Raw genomic sequence first — 15,733 nt, 5'->3', positions numbered from 1 at the left:
TCACCGCCCCCGCGTGTACTTGGCGAGCTCGAGCCGGCCGACGACATCCAGATGCACCTCGTCGGGCCCGTCGGCCAAGCGCACCGCCCGCGCGGTCGTCCACGCCGCCGACAACGGCACGTCATCGGAAAGGCCCGCACCACCGTGGATCTGCATGGCGAAATCGATGACCTCCTGCGCCATCATCGGCACGTGCGCCTTGATCTGGCTGATCTCGCTCAGCGCGCCGAACGCGCCGACGGTGTCGAGCTTCCACGCCGCATTGAGCACCAGCAGTCGTGCCGCGTCGATCGCGATGCGCGCCTTGGCGATTCGCTCCCGGTTGCCACCCAGCCGGGCCAGCGGCCTGCCGAACGCCGTGCGCTCCACCCCGCGCGCACACGCCGCCGCGAGCGCGGACTCGGCCAGCCCGATCAGCCGCATGCAGTGATGGACGCGGCCGGGACCGAGGCGCCCCTGCGCGATCTCGAACGCGCGACCAGGCCCCAGCACGATGTTCCCGGCGGGCACCCGCACATCGGTGAACGACACCTCGCCGTGCCCGAACGGCTCGTCGTAGCGGCCCATCGCGGGCAGCATCCGCTCGATCCGCACACCGGGGGTGTCGACGGGGACGAGCACCATCGTGTGCCTGCGATGCTTCTCGGCATCGGGATAGGTGAGACCCATGAAGATGATGACCGCGCAGTCGCGATGACCGATACCGGTGGTCCACCACTTGCGGCCGTTGATCACCACGTCCTCACCGTCGAGCACCGCGGTCGCCGCCATGTTGGTCGCGTCGGAGGACGCGACATCGGGTTCGGTCATGCCGAATGCCGAACGGATGGTGCCGTCGAGCAGCGGTTCCAGCCATCGCTCACGCTGAGCCGGATCGCCGAACTGGAGCAGCACCTCCATGTTCCCGGAATCCGGTGCGTGGCAATTGAAGACATGTGGCGCCAGGAACGAGCGTCCCGTCTCCTCGGCGATCGGCGCGTAGTCGACATTGGTCAGGCCGGTGCCGCCGTCGGTGCCGAACCGCGCGGCGTACTCGCCCGCGTGCGCCGCGGGCAGGAACAGATTCCACAATCCCGCCGCGCGCGCCTTCGTCCGCAGCTCGGTGAGCACGGGCAGCGGATTCCACGGGTCCGCACCGGAATCGCGCAGGGCGGCGATGCTGCGGTGGTATTCCGCCTCGATCGGGGCGATCTCCTCGGTGATGAAACCACGGACTCGATCGACGAGATCCGTGGCGCGAGCGCTGGGGGCGAAGTCCATATCTTCTGCTTTCGGTGAAGGGGAGCGGGGCACTCAGGCCGGAATGTGCACCAACACCCATCGTGCCTCCCGGAACCGCTCTGCCCTGTGCAGATGCAATTGTCGATGCCGGCAAGCAGCATTGAAATAGGCGCGGAGACCGAGTTTGATGTGCATATGCACATCGGCAGGCCAGTGCCGGCCCTCCCGCTGGGACCACACCGGCGCAAGGTCGCGGCCCAGATCGCGGCAATGATCGCGGAGGTCGACCCCGAACTGAACGAGATCGCGGCGGACCTGACCCGGCTGTACCGCGAGCACATCCCGGTCTACGACCAGGTCGACGCGAGCTCGATCGAGAACAACACCCGAGCGGTGCTGCGCATCGTCGTCGCCCAACTCGGCGACTCGCACGCCGAGCACGCGGGCTTCGACGAGCTGACCACGCTCGCCAGAACCTGGGCCGACCAGCAGATACCCCTCGACCTCGTGGCGCATAGCCTGCAGATCGGCGCGCGCAGGATCTTCGAACTGATCCGCCGCCGCGCCGCGGCCCGTGACATCCCCGCCGCCGAGATCGACGAAATGCAGGACCTCACCTGGGAATGGGCGACCGCGTCCGCCACCGCCGTGCACGTGGTGGCGCAGGAGCGGGCCGTGGCCGGGGCCGCCCGCCGCGCCGATTTCCTGCGCAGCCTCGTCGACGGCACCCTCTCGCCCGCCGTGCTGCTCGTCGACGCCCGCGACCACCGCCTCGACCCGGAGCATCGCTACCGGATCGCCTGCGCCGCGTGGAACGAGACCGCCGTCACCGCCGACCTGCTCGCCGCCCTGCGGGCTCGTGGGTCGACGACGACACTGCCGGTCGTGGATACGGTGGTCGACCAGCATCTGGTCGCGCTGCTGCCACGCACCCCGGATTCACTCCCGGACGACAGCGTGGTCGCCCTGGGATCGGCTGTGCCGCTCGGCGATGCCGCGGCCTCGTACCGCCAGGCGCGGCGCGCACTGGATCTGGCTGTGCGCCATGGGCGCCGCGGATCGGTCGACCTGGGATCCCTCGGCCCGCTACCGCTGCTCGGGGCGGCCGAGGACGTCGCGCAGCTGCTCGAGGAGAAACACCTCGAGCCGCTGCGCCGCCACGGTGGTGCAGCGGGGGAGATCCTCGGAACCGTCGAGACCTATCTCGACTGCGATCGGCGCGTCGACGACACCGCGGCCGCGCTGTACCTGCACCGCAACACCGTTCGCAACCGGCTCACCCGCTTCGCCGAGCTCACCGGCCTCGATCTCGACCGCACCGACGATCTCGTCGTCGCGTGGTGGCTGCTGCATCGCGAGCAGTCGCCACCACGCTGACCACTTCGATCAGGGCTTGCGGGCGACCGCGCCGTACGCCGAGATCGGACGGACCTCGCCCACCTCGGTCCCCTCCGCCTGCCACTGGGTGATGGACGTGAAGCCGGGCTCCACCAGCTCCAATCCGTCGAACACGGCGCGGATCTGGGCCTGCGGCCGCGGGATGTACGGTGTGCCGCCGGTGCCGGTGTAGTTCTCGCACAGCGTCACGTAGGCCTGGCTGTCGTCGGTGCCGTCCCACATGATCAGGTGGCTGCCCGACGGCACCGCCCCGATGACGGTCCGGACGATCCGCAGCAGGTCGTCGTAGGTCCTGGCGTGACCGAGCACGCCCATGAACATCACCGCGATCGGCTCGTTGAAGTTCAGGACGTTGCGCGCGTCGGCGATGATCTGCTCGGGGTCGTGGAAATCGGCATCGATGTAGGTGGTGACGCCCTCGGGGGTGGTACTGGTCAGCAGCGCCCGCGCATGGGTGAGCACCAGCGGATCGTTGTCCACGTACACCACGCGGGCATCGGGCGTGACGCCCTGGGCGACCTCGTGGGTGTTCTGCATCGTCGGCAGCCCGGTGCCGATGTCGAGGAACTGCCGGATGCCACGCTCGCGCGCCAGGAACCGGACGGCCCTGATCAGGAACTGCCGCGACTGCACGGCCATGGTGGAGATGTCCGGGTCGACGGCCAGGCCCGCGTCACCGGCGATCTTGTCGATCTCGTAGTGGTCCTTGCCGCCCATCCAGTAGTTCCAGATCCGCGCCGAATGCGGAATGTCGGTCCGGATCACCGGGGTGTGCACGTCGGCCATGCGCCTCGCTCCTCTGCAAGTGTGACAGCGGTGCCCATCCCGGGGAAGGAACCGTCGGCGGGACAGCACCTGATCTGTTGCGACAGTACAAGATTCACGCCACCACTGGGTGGTGGATCGGGCAGGCGCCGAATGGTGGCCGCACGCTCACGAATTCGCGGTCCCTCCAGGCCTGGTCAGGTGGGTAGATCGCCCGGCCGAAGGTCGACGGGATGGGCCGCGGTGAGGCTGTTGTACAGCACGCTGAGGTCGAGCGAATCGACCGCGCCCCGCTTGGGCTGCGGACCGCGATCGACCTGGCGGTGCAAGGCTTCCATCTTCTCGTCGAGCTGGGTGGCCACCTCGGCCGCCTGGGCCAGGTCGCTGCGCAGGTTCGGGGGGACCTCGCCGCGGTACTTGTAGTAGATCTTGTGCTCGAGGCTGGCCCAGAAGTCCATCGCGATGGTGCGGATCTGGATCTCCACCGGGATCCGTTCGGTGCGATCGGAGCGGAACACCGGGATCGACACGATCAGGTGCAGGCTCTGATACCCGTTCGGCTTGCGGTTGGTGATGTAGTCGCGCTCCTCCAGGACGGTGATGTCCTCCTGGCCGACCAGCATGGCCCTGATGGTGTCGATATCGGAGATGAAGCTGCAGACCACCCGGACACCGGCGATATCGAGCACGTTCTCCCGGATAGCGGCGAGATTCATCGCGTAGTTCTTGCGCCGGACCTTCTCCAGCACGCTCTCGGGCGACTTCAGCCGCGACCGCACATGTTCGATGGGGTTGTACTCGTGCGCGTTGTTGAAGTCCTCACGCAAGATATCGATCTTGGTGGTGACCTCGTCGATCGCGAACTTGTAGCCGAGCATGAAGTCGACGAACTGTTCCCGCAGCACCCGGAGATCGTCGATCCCGACCCGCTCCCCGTTGCGGGGCGAGCCGTTGTCGATGGTGAGCTGATCCGGTTGCCAAGGTTTCATCGAGTCCATTGTGCCTGTTCCGCCGCGAGCGCCGCCGCCGCACCAGGTAGAGCCCGTTTACGATGGTCCGATGTTCGCTGCTGTCCTGTCGTTCACCCTCGCTGCGATCGTGCTCGTGCTACTGCCGGGACCGGACACGCTGGTCGTGGTGCGCAGCCTCGTCCGGGGCGGGCGCAGCGCTGGGATTCGCACCGCCGCGGGCGTGCTGTGCGGGCTGGCTTCCTGACGCGCCGGACGATCAGCCGGCGCGCTCGTCCGTTCGCGCCACGCGATCGCGCTCTGCGACGACCGGCCGCCGGTGCAGTTCGAGCCAGTAGATGACGACCACGACGGCGTATCCGGCCAGCAGCGAGCACAGAGCGAGCACACAGAGTCCGACCAACACCGCCGATGCCGTGCCGATCACCACTTCCTCCCGGCAGACCGGCGCTGGTCCTTCCGAAGCCGGTCTGCCCGTGCCCGCCTGGCCGCATCCGCCAGATCGGCGATGTCGAAGGCCAGTGAACGCCCTTCCCGCAGCAATTCGCGGCCGGAGGCGGTCGCCACCCGCCCGATCTCCCCTTGGCGAGCGACCACCGCGGCCCGCACTTCCCGCGCGAACTCGCCGATCGCCTGCCGATCGTCCGCGGTCTTCTCGACCAAGGCGTCTACCATCGCCGACACCAGCAACCTCATCGTCGCCACCCCGCTGTACTGTTGAGTGAACAATTGTGCACTGACGTCGTCAACGTTATCCGGTAACGACGGTACCGACAACCTCCGCTTGCTGCGAGACGGTCGAATTTCCCTCTGCGGGGTGATGAAATCCTGTGGGGATGGTCGCGCGCAGGGTCAAGAGCAAGGCGGGGCGTTGGGGTGATCGCAACGTCGAGCGTCAACGGGTGGTGATGGACGCGTTGATCGCCTTGTTCGACCAGGCCGATCCCGGCGTCGGCCGCCTGCGCAAGTTCGTCCTGTCGCTGCTCTTCGCGCCGACCATGCGCATCGTCTGCGACCTCATCGCGGTCCCGACCCGCCGCTTCCGCGCCGACTGCGATATTCCCAGGTCTGTTGTCCGCGAGGTCTTCTGGAAGAGCGAGCACTCCCGCGACGGCCTGCGCGCCGGCTTCGCCGATGTCCGCATGCTCGCCACCGACCTCGGTCTGCTCAACCCCGCCTCGCGCGTGCTGTGGAAGATCTGCCGCATCGACGGCGACGCCTCGCGCTATCGCAGCGAGCCCGCTCGCACCACGGGTTCCCGTATCCGCTGACCCGTCGTGCCACCGGGCAACACTGAGATGAATAGGAAGATTCGTATCAAACCTTTCGTTCGGTCGATGGTCAGTTCTTTCTCGTCGTGATGGCCCGTGCGGCCGTGTCGGCGATCTGCTCGTCGGTGAGGCTGCTGTCGCGCAGTAGCGCATGCGACAAGACGATGCGCACGATGACCTCGGCGGCTTGGCGTGGGGGAAGGGCCAAGGTCTTGTCGTCGCGGGCCGCGATGAGCGGCTCCGCGAACGCGGCGACGGTCTCGACCAGGTTGTGTTCCGACTGGCCGTGCGTGGCGATAGTGAGCAGCCAGGCGGGTTCGTGGGTCCGCAGGTAGTCGAATGCCGCGTGTTCGCGCAGGTATCGGATCGCGAAAAGAGTTGCTGAGCGGGCGATTTCGGTGGCGGGTGCGAACAGGTCGATCGTGCTGTACGCGGTGGCGACCATGCGTCCGATCTCGTGGCGACCCACCGCGGAGACGAGCGCCTTCTTGTCTCCGAGTTCACGGTATGCCGTGGCTCGCGATACCCCCGCGCGTTCGGCCACCGTCGTCAGGGTCAAGCCGTCGAGACCGGATTCGGCGATCAAGCTGACGGCGGCGTCCAGCAGCTCTTCCGAGGAGCGGGTCGATGAGGTCATGGCTCTTTGTACTCCGGCGGGGTGGGCAGGCGCCTTGCGCGCCGGTCACTGGTGAGACTAATTTATCAATTAGTCTCAGGATGGAGAGCGCAGTGACTGGACATAGAGACATGCGCGCGGGCCGGTCCCACGCCGTGGTGCTGGGCGCGAGCATGGCGGGACTGCTGGCCGCACGCGTGTTGAGCGAGAGCTTCGCGAAGGTCACCGTGATCGAGCGGGACGATCTGTCGAGCCCGGGGGATCGGCGCGGAGTACCGCAGGGCCGTCATGTGCACGCGTTGCTGGCGCGGGGAACGCGGATCTTCGAGGAGCTGTTCCCGGGGTTGACGCAGGACCTGCTGGCCGAGGGGGCGGTCGAGTGTCGCGCGCTGAGCGAGATGCGGATGTCTCTCGGCGGGCACACACTGCGTCAGTCCGACAGCGGGTACACGGTCTTACAGGCGAGCCGTCCGTTCCTGGAATGGCGAGTGCGCGAACGCGTTCGTGATCTGCCGAATGTGGACGTGCTCGACGGTCGCACCGTGGAGGCACTGTGCTACGACCGTGCGGCTGAGCGGGTGCGTGGCGTTCGGGTCGCCGGGGTGGGTGAGATCGAGGCTGATCTGATCGTCAGCTGTCTGGGCAGACACGGTCCGGTCAACGACTGGCTGGCCGATCTCGGCTACGATCGGCCCGCCGAGGAGGGCGTGCGGATCGACATGATGTACGCGAGTCGATACGTGCGGCTGCCCGCGGGTGCGGTGCGCGGCGACAAGGAGATCATCGTCTCCAACCAGCAGCCCGCACGGGGCCTGGCGCTGTTCGCGGTGGAGGACGGCAAACACATCCTCACGCTGATCGGTTACGGAAATGACCACCCACCAGCGGATTCCGATGGCTTCTGGCGGTTCGCGTCCTCGGTGGCCCCGCCGGATGTGCGTCAGGCACTGGTAGAAGCCGAATCACTCACCGACATCGCCACGTACCGCTACCTCGCCAATCAGCGTCGCCGCTACGAGCGACTCGCGCGGTTTCCCGACGGGCTGCTGGTCTTCGGTGACGCGGTCTGCAGCTTCAGCCCGGCCTTCGGCCAAGGCATGACGGTGTCGGCGCTGCAGGCCGTGCGGCTCCGGGCCATCCTGGCAGGCGGCGATCACGACCTACCCCGCCGCTACTTCCGCGCGGCCGCCACCGCGATCGACGATGCCTGGCGGATCACCAAACTTTTCGACCTGGCCATGCCGCATGTGGACGCGAGCGGTCAGGTTCTGACGCGGAGCGCGGGATCCCTGGTCGGGCTCGGCCTGGCCGCCGGGGCTCGGGATGCTCGGGTCGGGCGGGCGATCGCGCGCATCGCCGGACTCCTGGACCGCCCGACGGCGGTGCTCCGCCCACAACTGCTGGCGCACACGGCGACTGCGCTCGGACGTGTCGGCATCGATCAGGTCCGGCAGGCCACTGCGCGGTCCGCCGGCAGAACATCCGCGTTCGATCCACTTCCGCACGGGCCCGCGATGGGTTTCCACCGTCTGGCGGTGCGCTCGGTCACCCGCGATACGCGCGACAGCGCGATCGTCGAGTTCGACGTCCCGGCCGAACTCGCCGACCGGTTCCGATACGCCGCAGGTCAGCACATCGTCGTACGCGGTACCCGCCACGGCGAAGCGATCCGGCGTAGTTACTCGCTGTGCGACCCGGCGGGATCCGGGCGCCTGCGTATCGCGGTGAAACGCCAGGACGGGGGAGCGTTCTCCAGCTATGTACTCGACCATCGGATCGTCGGCTCCGCACTGTATGTCTCCGAGCCGACCGGGATGTTCACTCCCGGAATGGATTCCACGGCCCGGTGCGCCTACGCCGCGGTTGCGGCGGGCAGCGGGATCACGCCGATCGTCTCCATCATCGGAACCGTTCTGGAATCCGAGCCGCACAGCACGTTCACCTTGTACTACGGCAGCCGTGGCCTGGACGATGTCATGCTGGACGGCCCGTTGCGTGCACTCGTCGACCGCTTTCCCGGGCGCCTCCGGGTGACGCACCATCTCTCGCGGCATGGCGAGCGTGCACTGCCCGAGCCTGTCTCCGGGGTGACCTATCGGCGTGGCCGGATCGATCCGGCCACCATCACGGATGACGTCGAGCGCTGGTTCCTGTGTGGCCCAAGGGAGCTCGTGTCTCGCACGGTCGCGTCGTTGACCGAGCGCGGGCTGGACCGTTCGCGGATCCTCCTCGAATTGTTCGACACCGACACCGTCAATTCACCACCACCGGCGACGGACGCCCCCACCAGTCGCGTCACCCTCACCGGACACGGCAGGCCCATGGAATTCGACATGCCACGAGATCGGTCCATCCTCGAAGCAGCGCTCGGACAGCGCGAAGACCTCCCGTACTCCTGCCTCGGTGGCTCCTGCGGAACATGCCGCGCCGCAGTCGAATCGGGTGAGGTCGCCATGGACCCCGATCCGCTACTGGCGATCACCGACCACGAGACCGCGTTCGGCTATGTGCTGGCCTGCCGCACCCGTCCCGTCTCCGACAACGTCGTACTCCGTTTCGAGTGAGTGTCGGTACCCCGACGCGAATCTTGGATAATGCTGTGGTGGCTGTGACGCGGCGGATTTCGGGCGGTGATCGTCTGGACCTCGTCTTCGTCCGCTCGAGCTCCCGGCGTGCGGTGCGGGCATTTCTGGACGAGCTGCCCGCGCCCACATCGTCCAGGTGAACGGGTAGGCGCGGGTGGCGCACGTCAGAGGAAACGGGCGATGAGGTCCTTCATGACCTCGTTGGCGCCGGCGTAGATGCGGGAGATACGGCCGTCGGCCCACATCCGGGCGATCGGGTACTCCTCCATGTAGCCGTAGCCGCCGTGTAGCTGGACGCACCGGTCGATCACCTGGGACTGCTGATCGGTGGTCCAGTACTTGACCATCGCCGCGGTCTTGACGTCCAGCGCGCCGCGCAGGTGCTTGTCGACGGCGGAGTCGACGAACGTGCGCACCACCTCGGCGATCGTCGCGCACTCGGCCAGCTCGAACCTGGTGTTCTGCATGGCGAACAGGGGCTTGCCGAAAGCGTTGCGCTGCTTGACATACGCCAGCGTCTCGTCGACGGCCGCCTCGATCGCGGCCGCGGCCGCGACGCCGCAGATCAGCCGCTCCTGGGGCAGCTGCTGCATGAGCTGGATGAAGCCCTCGCCCTCGGCGCCGAGAAGGTTCGCCTGCGGTACACGCAAGCCGTCGAAGAACAGCTCGGTGGTGTCCTGGCCCTTCTGGCCGATCTTCTTGAGCAGCCTGCCGCGCTCGAAGCCGGGAGTGTCGTCGGAAACCTCGGCGACCACCAGCGAGACGCCCTTGGCGCCCTGGGTCGGATCGGTCTTGACCGCGATGATCAGCAGATCGCAGTTGCGGCCGTTGGAGATGAACGTCTTGGCGCCGGTGATCAGGTAGTCGTCGCCGTCCTTGACCGCCTTGGTCGCGATGTTCTGCAGGTCGGAGCCGGTGCCGGGCTCGGTCATGGCGATGGCGCCGATCCACTCGCCCGAGGCCAGCTTGGGCAGCCAGCGCTTCTTGTTCTCCGCCGAGGCGTAGGCCAGGATGTAGTGGGGCACGATGCCGGTGTGCACGCCGAGCTGCATGGCCGAATCGCCGCCCTTGACCTGCTCGGTGAACAGCACGGCCTCGTGGGCGAAGGTGCCGCCGCCACCGCCGTACTCCTCGGGGATCGACATGCACAGCAGGCCGAGTTCGCCGGCCTTGCGGTAGGCCTCCCGGCTCGGGAAGCCCTGCGCGGCGAACTCCTCGCGGTGCGGCGCGACGGTGTTCGCGAAGAAGTTGCGAGCCAGTTCGGCCAGGCCTTGCAGCTCCGACTCGGCGTCGGTGCCGCGGTCGGTATCGGCGGTGCTCATCGGGGTTCCTCTCCCAGTTGTCGATGGACTGCGCACCAGAGTGAGCAGTTGTTGGCATTCTGTCAATAGTTCGGCAATGTGTTGACAAGGTGCCAATAGTGCTGCCATGGTATCAATTGATAGGACATCCAACTATTGGATCACCTTTCAACTGCGCCTCCCGGTGCACCGACCCCACGACAAGGACTGGCATGGTTCGCGAACTCACCCACTTCATCGACGGACAGCACGTCAAGGGCGCTTCGGGCGCGTTCGGTGACGTGTTCGATCCGAACACCGGGCAGGTGCAGGCCAGGGTTCCGTTGGCGAGTACCGCCGAGGTCGAGGCGGTGATCGCCAACGCGGCCGCCGCGCAGCCGGTGTGGGCGGCGTTCAACCCGCAGAAGCGCGCCAGGGTCCTGATGAAGTTCCTGACCCTGGTCAACGACGAGATCGACAGCCTGGCGGCGCTGTTGTCCTCCGAGCACGGCAAGACCATCGCCGACGCCAAGGGCGACATCCAGCGCGGCCTCGAGGTGATCGAGTTCGCCGTCGGTATCCCGCACCTGCTCAAGGGCGAGTACACCGAGAGCGCGGGCACCGGCATCGACGTGTACTCGATGCGGCAGCCGCTCGGCGTCGTCGCCGGCATCACCCCGTTCAACTTCCCGGCCATGATCCCGCTGTGGAAGGCCGGTCCGGCGCTGGCGTGCGGCAACGCGTTCGTGCTCAAGCCGTCCGAGCGTGACCCGTCGGTGCCGCTGCGCCTGGCCGAGCTGTTCCTCGAGGCGGGTCTGCCGCCGGGGGTGTTCAACGTGGTCAACGGCGGTAAGGAAGCCGTCGACACGATCCTGCACGACCCGCGGATCAAGGCCGTCGGCTTCGTCGGCTCGACCCCGATCGCGCAGTACATCTACGAGACCGCGACCGCCAACGGCAAGCGCGCCCAGTGCTTCGGCGGCGCCAAGAACCACGCCATCGTCATGCCCGACGCCGACCTCGACGATGTCGCCGACCAGCTGATCGGCGCGGGCTACGGTTCCGCGGGCGAGCGCTGCATGGCGATCTCGGTGGCCGTGCCGGTGGGGGAGGAGACCGCCGATCGGCTGGTCGCCAAGCTGACCGAGCGGGTGCACAAGCTCAATGTCGGCCGGTCCGACGATCCGGGCGCCGATTTCGGTCCGCTGGTCGGGCGTGACGGTGTGGATCGGGTGAACAACTACGTGCAGATCGGTATCGACGAGGGCGCCGAGCTCGTCGTCGACGGCCGCGGGCTGGTCGTCGAGGGTGCCGAGGACGGCTACTTCGTCGGCGCGAGCCTGTTCGACAAGGTCACCGCCGACATGCGCATCTACCAGGAGGAGATCTTCGGCCCCGTCGTGACCGTCGTCCGCGCCGACGACTACGAGGAGGGCCTGCGCCTGGCCAACGAGCACGAATACGGCAACGGCGTCGCCATCTTCACCCGCGACGGCGACACCGCCCGCGACTTCGCCGCGCGTGTGCAGGTCGGCATGGTCGGCATCAATGTGCCCATCCCGGTGCCGATCGCCTACTACACCTTCGGCGGCTGGAAGCGTTCGGGCTTCGGCGATCTCAACCAGCACGGCCCGGATTCGATCCGCTTCTACACCAAGACCAAGACGGTGACCCAGCGCTGGCCTGCCGGGCTGAAGGAGTCCAACGCCTTCGTCATCCCGACGATGGACTGACCGGCCGTGTTCACACTCAACGACGACGAGCGCGCGATCGGTGAGACCGCGCGCCAGTTCGCCGACGAATTCCTCGCGCCGAACGCGCTGGAATGGGATGAGCGCAAACACTTCCCGGTAGACGTGCTCCGCAAGGCAGGCCCGGTCGGCTTGGGCGGCATCTATGTGCGCGAGGACGTCGGCGGTTCGCAGCTGCGCAGGCTCGACGCCGTGCGGATCTTCGAAGAGCTGGCCACCGGGTGTCCCGCGGTGGCGGCCTACATCTCGATCCACAACATGGCGACCTGGATGATCGACGCCTTCGGCACCGAAGAACAGCGTCACCGCTGGGTGCCCGGGATGGCCTCGATGGAACTGCTCGGCAGCTACGCGCTCACCGAGCCGGGTGTCGGTTCCGACGCGGCGGCCTTGAGTACCAAGGCTGTTCGGGACGGGGACGACTACATCCTCACCGGCGCCAAGCAGTTCATCTCCGGTGCGGGCGCCAACGATGTGTACGTGATGATGGTGCGCACCGGTCAGGAAGGCGCGCGCGGCATCTCGGCCCTGATCGTCCCGGCCGACACACCCGGCCTGACCGTGGGACCGAACGAGCGCAAGATGGGCTGGAACGCACAGCCGACACGCCAGGTGATCCTGGAGGACGCGCGCGTACCGGTGGCCAACCGGCTCGGCGCCGAGGGCGACGGATTCGCGATCGCGATGAACGGGCTCAACGGCGGCAGGCTCAATATCGCGGCCTGCTCGGTCGGCGGCGCGCAGGCCGCACTGGACAAGACCGTGCCGTATCTGGCCGAACGGCACGCCTTCGGCAAGCCGCTGGCGCGCAACGAGGCCCTGCAGTTCGACCTGGCCGACATGCGCACCGAGCTGGAAGCGGCACGGACCCTGCTGTGGCGGGCCGCGGCCGCGCTCGACGCCGGGGCACCGGACAAGGTCGAACTGTGCGCGATGGCCAAGCGTTTCGCCACCGACGCCGGCTTCGAGGTCGCCAACAAGGCGCTGCAATTGCACGGCGGCTACGGCTACCTACACGAGTACGGCCTGGAGAAGATCGTCCGCGACCTGCGGGTCCATCAGATCCTCGAGGGCACCAACGAAATCATGCGGGTGGTCGTCGCCCGCACGCTGACAGGAGCGGCATGACCGACGAACCCGAAGTGCTGATCACCGTCGAAGACGGTCTCGGCCTCGTCACCCTGAACCGGCCCAAGGCCATCAACGCGCTGAATCATCCGATGGCACTGGCCATCACCGATGCGCTGCGTGCGTGGGCAGACGACACCGCGGTGCGCGCGGTCGTCGTCACCGGCGCGGGCGAGCGCGGATTGTGCGCGGGCGGTGACATCGTCGCCATCCACGCCGACGCGAAAGGCGGTACGGCGGGCGCCGATTCGCCGACCGGGGTGTTCTGGCACGACGAGTACATCCTCAACGCACTCATCGGCCGCTACCCCAAGCCGTACGTGGTGATCATGGACGGCATCGTGATGGGCGGCGGAGTCGGTTTGTCCGGGCACGGCAGCCACCGCATCGTCACCGAACGCTCCCGGGTCGGGATGCCCGAGGTCGGTATCGGTTTCGTGCCCGACGTCGGCGGCACCTACCTGCTCTCGCGGGCACCGGGCGAGCTCGGCACCCACGTCGCGCTGACCACCACGCGGATGAGCGCGGGCGACGCGATCGCAGCTGGATTCGCCGACCACTACGTGCCGTCCGCCGCACTCCCGGCACTGCTCGACGCGCTGCGGACCACCGACGTCGACGCGGCGATCGCGGCGGTCGCCGAGCAGGCGCCACCCTCAGAGCTGCTCGCGCAGCAGAGCTGGATCGATGCCTGCTACAGCGCAGGCACCGTCGAGGAGATCGCGGCCCGCTTGCAGACCGCCGACTCCCCGGAGGCGACCAAGGCGGCCGACGATCTGCTGGCGAAATCGCCAGTCGCGCTGAAGGTCACGTTGCGGTCGTTGCGGGCCGCGCGGGAGCTGCCGAGCCTCGAGGCGGTGCTGGACCAGGAGTACCGGGTCTCGATCGCCGCGCTCGGCTCGCACGATCTGGTCGAGGGGATCCGCGCCCAGGTCATCGACAAGGACCGCACTCCGCGGTGGGAGCCCGCGACCCTGGCCGAGGTCACCGACGCGCAGGTGGCGGCGTACTTCGCCGAGCTGGGCGACAAGGAACTCGGCGCGACGACACAGGAGGCACAGCGATGACCAAGAAGATCGGTTTCCTCGGGCTCGGCCATATGGGCGCGCCCATGGCGGCGAATCTGGTGCGGGCGGGCTATGACGTGCTCGCCTTCGACCCGGTCCCCGCCGCGCAGGAGCAGGCGCGCACCGACGGCGCGACGGTGGTGGCCACCGCCGCCGAAGCCGCCGTCGACCGTGACGTGGTGATCACCATGCTGCCCAACGGCAAGCTCGTCCTCGACGTGTACGCCGAGCTCCTGCCCGCCGCCGCACCGGGCACGCTGTTCATCGACTGTTCCACCATCGACGTCGCCGACGCGAAAGCCGCTGCCGCCCAGGCGGTCGCGGCCGGTCACCGGCCGCTGGATGCCCCGGTCTCCGGTGGTGTGGCAGGTGCGACGGCGGGCACTCTCACCTTCATGGTCGGCGGCGCGGCCGCCGACTTCGCCGACGTGAGCGACGTGCTCGGGGTGATGGGCGGCAAGGTCGTGCACTGCGGTGACGCCGGTGTCGGCCAGGCCGCCAAGATCTGCAACAACATGCTGCTCGGGATCTCCATGATCGGGTTGTCCGAGGCGCTGGTGCTCGGTGAGCAGCTCGGCCTGAGCCACCAGTCGTTCTTCGACGTGGTTTCCACCGCCTCCGGCCAAAGCTGGGCGCTGACCAGCTACTGCCCGGTCCCCGGGCCGGTGCCCGCGAGCCCGGCCAACAACGACTACCAGCCCGGCTTCGCCACCGCCCTGATGTCGAAGGACCTCACCCTGGCCGCGAACGCGTTGCGCGCCAACGGCATCGACGGACAGCTCGGCGCACTGGCCGCCGCGATCTACGAGCGGTTCAACCAGACCGACGCGGGTCGCGACTTCTCCGCGATCGTCACCGACATCCGGGACCGCTCCGGGGAGGGAACCGAGTGACCGACTTCGACACAATCCTGGTCGAACGCAAGAACCGGGTCGGCTGGATCACCCTCAACCGGCCGAAAGCCCTCAACGCGCTCAACACCCAGGTCCTCGACGACATGGTCGCCGCCCTGGACGAGCTCGAGCGTGACGACGAGATCGGCGCGGTCGTGATCACCGGCTCCGCCAGGGCTTTCGCGGCGGGCGCCGACATCAAGGAGATGCAGCCCAAGTCGTACATGGACATGTTCATGGACGACTTCTTCGCCCGCTGGGACCGGCTCGCGCAGTTCCGCAAGCCGACCGTCGCCGCGGTCGCGGGGTACGCCCTCGGCGGTGGCTGCGAGCTCGCCATGCTCTGCGACATCCTGATCGCCGCCGACACCGCGCAATTCGGTCAGCCCGAGATCAAACTCGGCGTGATCCCCGGCATCGGCGGCTCCCAGCGGCTGACGCGCGCGGTCGGCAAGGCCAAGGCGATGGACCTGGTGCTGACCGGGCGCACCATGGGCGCCGAGGAAGCCGAACGGGCGGGTCTCGTCTCGCGCGTCGTCCCCGCCGACGACCTGCTCGACGTCGCCGCCGAGGTCGCCGAGACCATCGCGGCCAAGTCGCTGCCGGTCACCATGATCGCCAAGGAAGCGGTGAACCGGTCCTTCGAGACCACCCTCGCCGAGGGAATCCGCTTCGAGCGCCGCGTCTTCCACTCGCTGTTCGCGATCGAGGACCAGAAGGAAGGCATGAACGCCTTCGTCGACAAGCGGCCCCCGCACTTCACCCATCGCTGACCTGTCACCCGACACAG

Annotated in this window: 15 protein-coding genes and 1 pseudogene; 9 read left to right on the top strand and 7 right to left on the bottom strand. The window is 67.8% G+C overall.

Translation table 11 applies throughout. From position 1 onward, the window contains the following. Window positions 1-1,260 (bottom strand): acyl-CoA dehydrogenase family protein, encoded by a 1,260-nt coding sequence (locus ACFWF2_RS03035; RefSeq protein WP_379304016.1) that lies wholly within the window; start codon window positions 1,258-1,260, stop codon window positions 1-3. 156 nt (window positions 1,261-1,416) lie between these two features. On the opposite strand from ACFWF2_RS03035, the gene ACFWF2_RS03030 reads away from it, so the two are divergent. Further along, window positions 1,417-2,598: a PucR family transcriptional regulator gene (locus ACFWF2_RS03030; protein WP_379304221.1), complete on the top strand. Its 1,182-nt coding sequence runs from the start codon at window positions 1,417-1,419 to the stop codon at window positions 2,596-2,598. Window positions 2,599-2,607: 9 nt separating this feature from the next. On the opposite strand, the gene ACFWF2_RS03025 is transcribed toward ACFWF2_RS03030, so the two are convergent. Then, window positions 2,608-3,405 carry an SAM-dependent methyltransferase gene (locus ACFWF2_RS03025; RefSeq protein ID WP_379304014.1) on the bottom strand — a complete coding sequence of 266 codons (798 nt, stop codon included), beginning with the start codon at window positions 3,403-3,405 and terminating at the stop codon, window positions 2,608-2,610. 176 nt (window positions 3,406-3,581) lie between these two features. Then, window positions 3,582-4,373 carry a GTP pyrophosphokinase family protein gene (locus tag ACFWF2_RS03020; protein ID WP_379304012.1) on the bottom strand — a complete coding sequence of 264 codons (792 nt, stop codon included), beginning with the start codon at window positions 4,371-4,373 and terminating at the stop codon, window positions 3,582-3,584. 70 nt (window positions 4,374-4,443) lie between these two features. Here ACFWF2_RS03020 and ACFWF2_RS03015 point away from each other — a divergent pair. Continuing rightward, a pseudogene (locus ACFWF2_RS03015) lies at window positions 4,444-4,590 on the top strand (LysE family translocator); the annotation flags it as partial. Window positions 4,591-4,611: 21 nt separating this feature from the next. Here the strand turns inward: ACFWF2_RS03015 and ACFWF2_RS03010 are convergent. Both ACFWF2_RS03010 and ACFWF2_RS03005 read right to left on the bottom strand, forming a co-directional pair. Then, on the bottom strand, window positions 4,612-4,779 hold the full coding sequence (locus ACFWF2_RS03010; RefSeq protein ID WP_379304010.1) for a hypothetical protein: 168 nt from the start codon (window positions 4,777-4,779) through the stop codon (window positions 4,612-4,614). Then, complete coding sequence (locus ACFWF2_RS03005; RefSeq protein ID WP_379304008.1) at window positions 4,776-5,015, bottom strand: hypothetical protein; 240 nt, start codon at window positions 5,013-5,015, stop codon at window positions 4,776-4,778. The genes ACFWF2_RS03010 and ACFWF2_RS03005 overlap by 4 nt, the downstream gene beginning before the upstream one ends. A 173-nt stretch (window positions 5,016-5,188) precedes the next feature. Here ACFWF2_RS03005 and ACFWF2_RS03000 point away from each other — a divergent pair, with 173 nt between their 5' ends. After that, window positions 5,189-5,623 (top strand): diiron oxygenase, encoded by a 435-nt coding sequence (locus ACFWF2_RS03000; RefSeq protein WP_379304006.1) that lies wholly within the window; start codon window positions 5,189-5,191, stop codon window positions 5,621-5,623. Window positions 5,624-5,693: 70 nt separating this feature from the next. Here ACFWF2_RS03000 and ACFWF2_RS02995 read toward each other — a convergent pair whose 3' ends face one another. Next, entirely contained in the window at window positions 5,694-6,260 is a 567-nt protein-coding gene (locus tag ACFWF2_RS02995; protein WP_379304004.1) for a TetR/AcrR family transcriptional regulator, read from the bottom strand. A gap of 80 nt (window positions 6,261-6,340) precedes the next feature. Here ACFWF2_RS02995 and ACFWF2_RS02990 point away from each other — a divergent pair, with 80 nt between their 5' ends. Next, window positions 6,341-8,803, top strand: coding sequence for a 2Fe-2S iron-sulfur cluster-binding protein (locus ACFWF2_RS02990; RefSeq protein WP_379304002.1), 2,463 nt, complete (start codon window positions 6,341-6,343; stop codon window positions 8,801-8,803). 185 nt (window positions 8,804-8,988) lie between these two features. On the opposite strand, the gene ACFWF2_RS02985 is transcribed toward ACFWF2_RS02990, so the two are convergent. Then, window positions 8,989-10,146 carry an acyl-CoA dehydrogenase family protein gene (locus tag ACFWF2_RS02985; protein WP_379304000.1) on the bottom strand — a complete coding sequence of 386 codons (1,158 nt, stop codon included), beginning with the start codon at window positions 10,144-10,146 and terminating at the stop codon, window positions 8,989-8,991. A gap of 191 nt (window positions 10,147-10,337) precedes the next feature. Between ACFWF2_RS02985 and ACFWF2_RS02980 the strand changes: the two genes are divergently transcribed. The 5 genes from ACFWF2_RS02980 to ACFWF2_RS02960 are packed head-to-tail and all read left to right on the top strand — an operon-like array spanning window position 10,338 to window position 15,716. Beyond that, complete coding sequence (locus ACFWF2_RS02980) at window positions 10,338-11,837, top strand: CoA-acylating methylmalonate-semialdehyde dehydrogenase (RefSeq protein ID WP_379303998.1); 1,500 nt, start codon at window positions 10,338-10,340, stop codon at window positions 11,835-11,837. A gap of 6 nt (window positions 11,838-11,843) precedes the next feature. Beyond that, the gene (locus ACFWF2_RS02975; protein ID WP_379303996.1) at window positions 11,844-12,983 is read left to right on the top strand and encodes an acyl-CoA dehydrogenase family protein; all 1,140 of its coding nucleotides are present in this window, start codon (window positions 11,844-11,846) and stop codon (window positions 12,981-12,983) included. Continuing rightward, window positions 12,980-14,050: an enoyl-CoA hydratase/isomerase family protein gene (locus ACFWF2_RS02970; protein ID WP_379303994.1), complete on the top strand. Its 1,071-nt coding sequence runs from the start codon at window positions 12,980-12,982 to the stop codon at window positions 14,048-14,050. Before ACFWF2_RS02975 ends, ACFWF2_RS02970 begins: the two co-directional genes overlap by 4 nt. Further along, on the top strand, window positions 14,047-14,943 hold the full coding sequence (gene mmsB, locus ACFWF2_RS02965; RefSeq protein ID WP_379303992.1) for a 3-hydroxyisobutyrate dehydrogenase: 897 nt from the start codon (window positions 14,047-14,049) through the stop codon (window positions 14,941-14,943). The genes ACFWF2_RS02970 and mmsB overlap by 4 nt, the downstream gene beginning before the upstream one ends. Then, entirely contained in the window at window positions 14,940-15,716 is a 777-nt protein-coding gene (locus tag ACFWF2_RS02960; protein WP_379303990.1) for an enoyl-CoA hydratase, read from the top strand. The genes mmsB and ACFWF2_RS02960 overlap by 4 nt, the downstream gene beginning before the upstream one ends. Window positions 15,717-15,733 lie beyond the last annotated feature (17 nt).

This window comes from Nocardia sp. NPDC060259 (genome assembly GCF_042728775.1).
Taxonomy (GTDB): Bacteria; Actinomycetota; Actinomycetes; order Mycobacteriales; family Mycobacteriaceae; genus Nocardia.
Note: the sequence above shows the minus strand (reverse complement) of the source record. Positions and strands in the feature narration are given on the sequence as shown.

Bases quoted from the DNA above. Each gene is read 5' to 3' on its own strand.
- ACFWF2_RS03035 (WP_379304016.1), bottom strand. From the start codon at position 1,260: ATGGACTTCGCCCCCAGCGCTCGCGCCACGGATCTCGTCGATCGAGTC.
- ACFWF2_RS03030 (WP_379304221.1), top strand. From the start codon at position 1,417: ATGCACATCGGCAGGCCAGTGCCGGCCCTCCCGCTGGGACCACACCGG.
- ACFWF2_RS03025 (WP_379304014.1), bottom strand. From the start codon at position 3,405: ATGGCCGACGTGCACACCCCGGTGATCCGGACCGACATTCCGCATTCG.
- ACFWF2_RS03020 (WP_379304012.1), bottom strand. From the start codon at position 4,373: ATGAAACCTTGGCAACCGGATCAGCTCACCATCGACAACGGCTCGCCC.
- ACFWF2_RS03000 (WP_379304006.1), top strand. From the start codon at position 5,189: ATGGTCGCGCGCAGGGTCAAGAGCAAGGCGGGGCGTTGGGGTGATCGC.
- ACFWF2_RS02995 (WP_379304004.1), bottom strand. From the start codon at position 6,260: ATGACCTCATCGACCCGCTCCTCGGAAGAGCTGCTGGACGCCGCCGTC.
- ACFWF2_RS02990 (WP_379304002.1), top strand. From the start codon at position 6,341: ATGGAGAGCGCAGTGACTGGACATAGAGACATGCGCGCGGGCCGGTCC.
- ACFWF2_RS02985 (WP_379304000.1), bottom strand. From the start codon at position 10,146: ATGAGCACCGCCGATACCGACCGCGGCACCGACGCCGAGTCGGAGCTG.
- ACFWF2_RS02980 (WP_379303998.1), top strand. From the start codon at position 10,338: ATGGTTCGCGAACTCACCCACTTCATCGACGGACAGCACGTCAAGGGC.
- ACFWF2_RS02970 (WP_379303994.1), top strand. From the start codon at position 12,980: ATGACCGACGAACCCGAAGTGCTGATCACCGTCGAAGACGGTCTCGGC.
- mmsB (WP_379303992.1), top strand. From the start codon at position 14,047: ATGACCAAGAAGATCGGTTTCCTCGGGCTCGGCCATATGGGCGCGCCC.